Origin of the sequence: Pseudomonas sp. ABFPK (assembly GCF_001586765.1) — a bacterium.
In the GTDB taxonomy this organism is placed as follows: Bacteria; Pseudomonadota; Gammaproteobacteria; order Pseudomonadales; family Pseudomonadaceae; genus Aquipseudomonas; species Aquipseudomonas asiatica.
The window spans coordinates 196,414-203,783 of record NZ_LQXW01000003.1 but is presented as its reverse complement, the minus strand read 5'-3'; the positions used below and the strand labels follow the sequence as shown (position 1 = coordinate 203,783).

The window sequence follows — 7,370 nt, the reverse complement described above, 5'->3', positions numbered from 1 at the left end:
TTAAGGCGAGGGACCTCTGGGCGGGTTTTGGTTCAAGGGGATGGATACCCAAGTATTTGATTCCTTTGGGAATCTCTCAAGCTGACCCTACAGCTTGGGACGGGAGACACGTTACACGTGTCGCACAACGCTGGGCATTATAAGCATTTTTTCGCCTCTCCGGGTTACCGGCCAGGCTGCCCGTCGCCTCGACGGGCAGGCGCGGCCTAGTGCTGACGCGGGGTTGGGGCAGGTAGCCGCGAAAGATGGCGGCGACAGACAACAAGGATGCCACGATGCTAGGACGCTTCGGCAAGGATGCCGGTTCACTCGTGGGGGTGGAAATTGCCCCTGACTCCGTTCGGATTGTGCAACTGCAGCGGCGTAACCGGCGCTGCCGGGTGCTTGCCTCGGTACAAGAGCCGTTCGAATCATTGGCTGGCAGTGATTGGGCGGCAGAGCCTGGCGCCGTTGCGGCTGCCTTGAGGCGCGCCTACAGGCGCAGCGGCCTCAGACAGCGCCGGGTCGCGCTGGCACTGCCGGGTAACCAGGTGATCTGCAAGCTGTGCCACCTGCCAGTGGAACAGGGCGGTGCAGAAGTGGAGGCGCAGCTGCTGGCTGACGCCGAACGGCTGTTTCCATTTCCGCTGGAAGACCTGGCCCTGGATTTTCAGGTCCTGGGCGGTTCTCGCGTCCAGCCAGGCTGCGCCGAGGTGATGGTGGCGGCATGTCGGCAGAGCGCACTGGCGCCACTTGAAGGCATCGTCGAGGAGGCAGGGCTGCAACTGGAGGCCGTGAAGGTCGACTGCATTGCCTTGGGGCGCATGCTGCCGCAGGGCCGGCACCAGAGCTCGGCGTTGCTGCGTATCGAGGCGCACAGCACCATCCTTTATGGCTGGCATTCGGGGCAGCCTCAGCAACGGCGTGAGCTGAGCCTGGGGCTGTCGACGATAACCGGTGCGCTGCCAGAGCGCCTGCTGGCCTTGCTCGCCGGTGAGCCTTTGCCGGAATGCCTGTTGATTGCCAGCTGTTCTCCGGTCGAAGCGGGCCAGTTGCAAAGCCTCGGCTCCCAGCTGAACCTTCCGTGTCGCCTGGTGCCTGACCTGGCGCGCCTGGAACGCGTCGATGGTGCGATGATTCTGGCTTGCGCCCTGGCTCTCGGAGGATTGCGTCGATGATGCGGCTGAACCTTCTGCCCTGGCGCGAACGGCAGCGCCAAGCCGCGTTGCAGTCTTTCCGCAGGCAACTGGTCGCCGGCGCTCTACTGGCCCTGTGTGGCGTGATGTTGGTCGACCAGCTGGCCCGCCAGCGCGGGGAGCAGCAGGCGCTGGCCAATACCCGGCACCAGGCAGCCCTTGAGGCGTTGGGCGAGCAGTTGCAGCCGCTGGCCGATGTGCATGCGCAGCATGAGGCGCTGCTGGCACGCGCGGCGGCGCTGGAAGCACTGCGCGCCCATCAGGATGTGCTGGCCGGGGTGTTCGCTGACCTCGAGCGGGCGTTGCCGGTGGGTGTGCAACTGCTCGACCTCAGCCTGAAAGATGGCAATTTGCAGATGACCGGGCTGGCCAAGTCAGGTGCCGTGGTCGCGCAGTTCATGCGTGACCTGAGCCGCTCGAGTGCGCTGGTTGGTCTGGAGATCAAGCGCATCAGGAGCCTGCCAGGCGGCGATGAATTCCTGCTGGGGGCGCGCGTTTCGGCGTCCTGGTCGTGAATGCTGCACAGGTGCTCGGCTGGCTGGCCATGGCCGAGCGCTCCAGCCGCTTCAGGCAGCTGGCGCCATTGCTGGTGGCCTTGGCGTTGTTCGGCCTGGGCTGCGCCATACGTCTGCCTGCAGCGCTGCAACAGCAGGCGCAGGAGGAGGCCCGGCACGCCGAGTTGCACGAACAGCATTCAGCCGGCGCGGTGCAGCTGGCCGAGTTGGAGCAACTCCACGCGTCGGTAACCATCGCCGAGCAACGCTTGCGCGAGGCGCACTGGCACCTGGCGGCCGGTGAGGGCATGAGTGACCTGCTCGAGCGCCTGGCGGCTTCGGGGCATGCGCATGGCTTGCTGATCGAACGCTTCGACGTCCATGAAGACGAACAGCTGGCCGGTTTCCGCAAGGTGCCGCTGGAGCTACAGGTGGTGGGGCGATACGCGGCATTGCGCCAGTGGCTGGGTGACTGGTTGGGCCAGGCGCGTGTGTTGCGCAGCGGTGACCTGCAACTGGCTCCAGCAGATGGCAAGCCTGGGCTGCTGCGCCTGCAGTTGCGGGTTGATGCCTATCAGGCGCTGGCGCCTGTGTCGCAGCCTGCGATGCTTGCGCGCATGCCTGCCAGGAGCGGGACGGCAGTGCCCGCAGTCGACCCGTTTGCGCCTGGAGCGACGCGCTTGGCGGGCGACGGGTTGGCCGGCGTGCCTTTGGCGCAACTGGAGATGGTCGGCAGCCTGTCACGTGGAGCGGAACACGAAGCACTGCTGATGGCGGCGGGCAGGCTCTATCGCGTACGCCCAGGGGACCGGGTCGGGCGTGACCAGGGGGTGGTGGCGAGAGTTTATCAATCCCAGGTCGAAGTACGCGAACGGCTGTTCATGGCAGGGGGGTGGCATGAACGCACGGCGTTCATCACGCTGGCAAAGCACCTGGGCAAGGAGGCCCCGGATGACGATGAAAAGATTGATGAAATGGATGCTGGCAGCCCTGCTGCCGTTCCCGCTGGCGTCGGCAATGCCTTATCAGGGTGAACCACTGTCGCTGAACTTCCAGGATGTGGAAGTGCGCTCGGTGCTGCAGGTGCTGGCTGACTATGCCGGTGTCAACCTGGTTGCCAGCGATGCCGTGCAGGGTAGCGTCACCTTGCGCCTTGAGGATGTTCCATGGGACCAGGCGCTGGATCTGGTGCTGCGCAGCAAGGGCTTGGCCCGGCGACAAGCGGGCAATGTGCTGCTGGTGGCGCCCGCGGCGGAGTTTGCCGCGCAGTCTGTCGATGCCCATGTGGGCCAGGCGCTGGATGCACAGTTGCAGCCGTTGCGTCGGGAGCTGTTGCCCATTCATCACGCCAAGGCCGCCGAGCTGGCAGAGCTGCTGCTGGCGAGCCTGGCGGATGACGGCATCCTCACAGGTCGGGGCAGCCTCAGTGTCGATGAGCGCACCAATACGCTGGTGGTGCACCAGCCGGCAGACCGCCTTGCCGAGCTGAGGCAACTGGTGGCGCAGCTGGATGTGCCGGTGCGTCAGGTGGCGATCGAGGCACGTATCGTCGAGGCCAACGTCGATTACGAGAAAAGCCTGGGGGTGCGCTGGGGTGGGCCGCTGTATGTCGAGAGCCCGCGCCCGGGCAAGGATCTGTTCGTCGATCTCGGGGTGGAGCGGGTGGGTGGCAGCATCGGCCTGGGCCTGTTGCGTGGCGATGTGCTGCTCGACCTGGAACTCAGTGCCATGGAAAAGAGCGGCAACGGCGAAATCATCTCGCAGCCCAAGGTGGTCACGGCCGACAAGGAAACGGCCAGGATCCTCAAAGGCACCGAGGTGCCGTACCAGGAAACCAGCAAGAGCGGCGCCACCTCGGTAGCGTTCCGCGAAGCCTCGTTGTCGCTGGAAGTGACTCCGCAGATCACCCCGGACAACAAGGTGATCATGACCGTCAGGGTGACCAAGGACGAGCCGGATTACGTCAATGCCCTGAACAACGTACCGCCGATCCGCAAGAACGAGGTCAATGCCAAGGTTCGCGTGACGGACGGAGAAACGATCGTGATCGGTGGCGTGTACTCGACTTCGCAAAACAATGTGGTCGACAAGGTGCCATTTTTCGGCGATCTGCCGTATGTTGGGCGGCTGTTTCGACGCGATGCATTACAAGAGAAAAAATCCGAGCTGCTGGTCTTCCTGACTCCGCGTATCATGAGTGACCAGGCGATTGCTGTGAGTCGTTGATTCTGTGCGAAATTTGATACTTGTGGGGCCCATGGGTGCTGGTAAAAGCACCATCGGACGCCTATTGGCCAAAGAGCTGCGCCTGCTGTTCAAGGATTCCGACAAGGAAATCGAACTGCGATGCGGCGCCAACATCCCGTGGATTTTCGACAAGGAAGGCGAGCCGGGTTTCCGTGACCGCGAGCAGGCGATGATCGCCGAGCTGTGCGCACTCGATGGCGTGGTCCTGGCGACCGGCGGTGGCGCGGTAATGCGCGAAGCCAACCGCAAGGCCCTGCACCAGGGTGGCCGGGTGATCTATCTGCATGCTTCGGTCGAACAGCAAGTTGGTCGCACCGCGCGTGATCGCAATCGCCCCCTGTTGCGCACCGCCAATCCCGAGGCGACCTTGCGCGCCCTGCTGGAAGCCCGCGACCCGCTCTACCGCGAGATCGCCGACCTGGTGGTAGAAACCGACGAGCGGCCGCCACGCATGGTGGTGATCGATATTCTCGAGCGCTTGCAGCAGTTGCCGCCCCGTTAGCCCGGGACTATTCTCGGCCACCAGCGCCGAGGCGAGGTTCAACGTAACCGCGTAGGTGCCCGAGCGGCGCCGCGCACAAGTACATTGTGGGGATACATGCAGACACTAAAGGTCGACCTGGGCGAGCGTAGCTACCCGATCTACATTGGCGAAGGCCTGCTGGACCAGCCAGAGCTGCTGGCGCCGCACATTGCCGGGCGGCAGGTTGCCATTGTTTCCAACGAGACCGTCGCGCCCCTGTATCTCGAACGCCTGAGCAAGACCCTGGGGGCCTATTCGGTGCTGCCGGTGGTATTGCCCGATGGCGAAGCCCACAAGAACTGGGAAACCCTGCAGCTGATCTTCGATGGCCTGCTGACTGCACGGCACGACCGCCGCACCACCGTGGTTGCCCTGGGCGGCGGGGTGATCGGTGACATGGCCGGCTTCGCTGCCGCCTGCTACCAGCGCGGCGTCGACTTCATCCAGGTGCCGACCACTTTGCTGTCCCAGGTCGACTCCTCGGTCGGCGGCAAGACCGGCATCAACCACCCGTTGGGCAAGAACATGGTCGGTGCCTTCTACCAGCCCAATGCGGTGCTGATCGACACCACCAGCCTCAAGACCCTGCCGTCGCGCGAGCTGTCCGCAGGCCTGGCCGAAGTGATCAAGTACGGCCTGATCTGCGACAAACCGTTCCTCGCCTGGCTCGAGGACAATATGCAGGCACTGCGTGCCCTCGACCCGGTGGCGCTGACCGAAGCCATCCGCCGCTCCTGCGCGGCCAAGGCCGCGGTGGTGGGTGCCGACGAGCGCGAGTCTGGCGTGCGCGCCACGCTGAACCTGGGGCACACCTTCGGGCATGCTATCGAGACCCACATGGGTTACGGCGTGTGGCTGCACGGCGAAGCCGTGGCGGCGGGCACGGTGATGGCTCTGGAGATGTCCATGCGCCTTGGCTGGATCGACCAGGCCGAGCGCGATCGCGGAATCCGCCTGTTGCAGGACGCAGGCTTGCCGGTGGTGCCACCACAGGAGATGACCCCGGCGCATTTCATGGAGCACATGGCGGTCGACAAGAAAGTGCTCGACGGCCGCCTGCGTCTGGTGCTGCTGCGCCAGATGGGCGAGGCCGTGGTGACCGACGACTATCCGAAAGAGATTCTACAGGCCACGTTGTCGGCGGATTACCGCGCGATCGTGGCCCAGCTTTGAGGTTGTGACAGCGCAATGACCAGTTTGCATGCCGATGAGGCCTTTCTCGACCATTACCAGTTGAGCCATGATCCGTTCGCGCCCCGTGTGCCCGGCTTCAAGTTCTTCCCGGCCCAGCGCAAGCCCGTGCTCGGCCAGCTGCATCACCTGGCGCGCTACAGCCAGCTGATGCTGGTTGTCACCGGCCCGCTGGGCAGTGGCAAGACCCTGCTGCGCCAGGCCCTGGTGGCCAGTACCAACAAGCAGGCGGTGCAGAGTGTGGTGGTGTCCGCCCGTGGCGCCAGCGATGCCGCCAGCGTACTCGGCCAGGTTGCACAGAACCTGGATGTGGCCGAGGCCGAAATGCAGGCGATCCTGGCCAAGGTGGTGCAACTGGCACTGACCGGCCAGGAAGTGTATTTGCTGGTGGACGATGCGGAACAACTCGACGAGTCGGCACTCCAAGCGTTGCTGGAATTGGCGGCGGGTGTACCGGAAGGGCGCCCGCACGTGTTCCTGTTCGGTGAGCCGTCGCTGATTGCCGGGCTGGACGAGATCAATATCGAGGAAGAACGCTTCCACATCATCGAACTCGCCCCCTACAGTGAAGAAGAAACCCGCGAGTACCTGGAGCAGCGCCTGGAAGGTGCTGGCCGGGGCATCGAGGTGTTCAGCCGTGAACAGATCGTCGATATCCATGAAAACTCCGACGGCTGGCCTGGCAACATCAACCAGGTCGCCCGTGACACTTTGATCGAAGCCATGATCGCCAGCCGCTCGACGGCCAAGCGACCATCCATGGGGTTCAAGATGCCTAAAAAACATGTGCTCGCGCTGTCCGCTGTGGTTGTGGTCGCCGTTGCGGCCGCGGTGTTGATGCCGAAGAAAGGTGACAAGGCGCCTGCCGAAGCGCCGGCCGCCCAGGCCCAGCTGCCGCTAGGCGAGGGCCAGGCCAATGGTGGCAATCCCGCTATCGAGTTCTCGGGTTCGTCCCAGCCGATGCCGCTGCCGCTGGTTGGCCAGTCGCAGCCGGTGATGCGCGAGCCACTGGCCCAGGCCGCGGGCATGGGCGAGGGTGAAGAGGGCAGCCCGGCCGGTGATACCGCCCTGCAGCCAGGCAACCCACCGCCAACCGTGACCACCATCGCGCCGCCGCAAGGTGTGCCAGCGGGCCCGGCACCGGTACCTGCCCAGCCAGTAGCCGCGGCGCCAGCCCAGCCAGTACAGACGCAACCGCAGCCGGTTGCGCCTGCGCCAAAACCTGTCGCAACCCAACCTGCCAAGCCGGTTGCGCCTGCCAAGCCTGCACCAGCTCCGACCCAGGTCGCCGTGGCCAAGCCGGCCGCCAAGCCTGTCGAGAAGCCGGCAGCCGGTGGCAGCGGCAACAGCGGCTGGTACGCCGGGCAGAAACCGGGCAATTACGTGGTGCAGATCCTGGGTACCAGCTCCGAGGCTTCGGCTCAGGCGTTCGTGAAGGCTCAAGGTGGCGACTATCGCTACTTCAAGAAAAACCTGCAGGGCAAGCCGCTGTACGTAGTCACTTACGGCAACTTCGCCAACCGCGACGCAGCGGTTGCGGCAATCAAGAACTTGCCAGCGAAGGTCCAGGCTGGTAAACCTTGGCCACGTACCGTCGCCAGCGTCCAACAAGAGCTGGCCTCGGCCCGCTGATACCTTCCGGGCGGCACCACCCCGCCGCCCAGTTGCTGAGCGATTACTGACTTTCGACTAGCCTGCTGCGTTGTCACGCGGCAGGCTTTTCTGTCCCAGACTGCCGGC

Annotated in this window: 7 protein-coding genes; all 7 read left to right on the top strand. The window is 64.5% G+C overall.

Going from position 1 to position 7,370, the window contains the following annotated elements; all coding sequences use genetic code 11:
• Positions 1-275: 275 nt before the first annotated feature.
• A complete protein-coding gene (pilM, locus tag WM94_RS03810) occupies positions 276-1,157 on the top strand; it encodes a type IV pilus biogenesis protein PilM (protein ID WP_061550474.1) in 882 nt (293 codons plus the stop codon).
• Entirely contained in the window at positions 1,154-1,690 is a 537-nt protein-coding gene (locus WM94_RS03805) for a PilN domain-containing protein (RefSeq protein WP_061550473.1), read from the top strand. Before pilM ends, WM94_RS03805 begins: the two co-directional genes overlap by 4 nt.
• Positions 1,691-1,701: 11 nt before the next feature.
• Positions 1,702-2,703 (top strand): pilus assembly protein PilP, encoded by a 1,002-nt coding sequence (locus WM94_RS03800; protein ID WP_061550476.1) that lies wholly within the window; start codon positions 1,702-1,704, stop codon positions 2,701-2,703.
• Positions 2,627-3,895 carry a type IV pilus secretin PilQ gene (locus WM94_RS03795; RefSeq protein WP_082810470.1) on the top strand — a complete coding sequence of 423 codons (1,269 nt, stop codon included), beginning with the start codon at positions 2,627-2,629 and terminating at the stop codon, positions 3,893-3,895. Before WM94_RS03800 ends, WM94_RS03795 begins: the two co-directional genes overlap by 77 nt.
• Before the next feature lie 4 nt (positions 3,896-3,899).
• Positions 3,900-4,418: a shikimate kinase AroK gene (aroK, locus tag WM94_RS03790; RefSeq protein WP_015272136.1), complete on the top strand. Its 519-nt coding sequence runs from the start codon at positions 3,900-3,902 to the stop codon at positions 4,416-4,418.
• 96 nt (positions 4,419-4,514) lie between these two features.
• A complete protein-coding gene (gene aroB, locus WM94_RS03785) occupies positions 4,515-5,612 on the top strand; it encodes a 3-dehydroquinate synthase (protein WP_013974602.1) in 1,098 nt (365 codons plus the stop codon).
• Between the two features lie 15 nt (positions 5,613-5,627).
• Positions 5,628-7,262 carry an SPOR domain-containing protein gene (locus WM94_RS03780; protein WP_061550471.1) on the top strand — a complete coding sequence of 545 codons (1,635 nt, stop codon included), beginning with the start codon at positions 5,628-5,630 and terminating at the stop codon, positions 7,260-7,262.
• Positions 7,263-7,370: the final 108 nt, after the last annotated feature.

What these genes read in the sequence shown, in the direction of transcription:
- pilM (WP_061550474.1), top strand. Translation starts at nt 276, where the DNA reads ATGCTAGGACGCTTCGGCAAGGATGCCGGTTCACTCGTGGGGGTGGAA.
- WM94_RS03805 (WP_061550473.1), top strand. Translation starts at nt 1,154, where the DNA reads ATGATGCGGCTGAACCTTCTGCCCTGGCGCGAACGGCAGCGCCAAGCC.
- WM94_RS03795 (WP_082810470.1), top strand. Translation starts at nt 2,627, where the DNA reads ATGAAAAGATTGATGAAATGGATGCTGGCAGCCCTGCTGCCGTTCCCG.
- aroB (WP_013974602.1), top strand. Translation starts at nt 4,515, where the DNA reads ATGCAGACACTAAAGGTCGACCTGGGCGAGCGTAGCTACCCGATCTAC.
- WM94_RS03780 (WP_061550471.1), top strand. Translation starts at nt 5,628, where the DNA reads ATGACCAGTTTGCATGCCGATGAGGCCTTTCTCGACCATTACCAGTTG.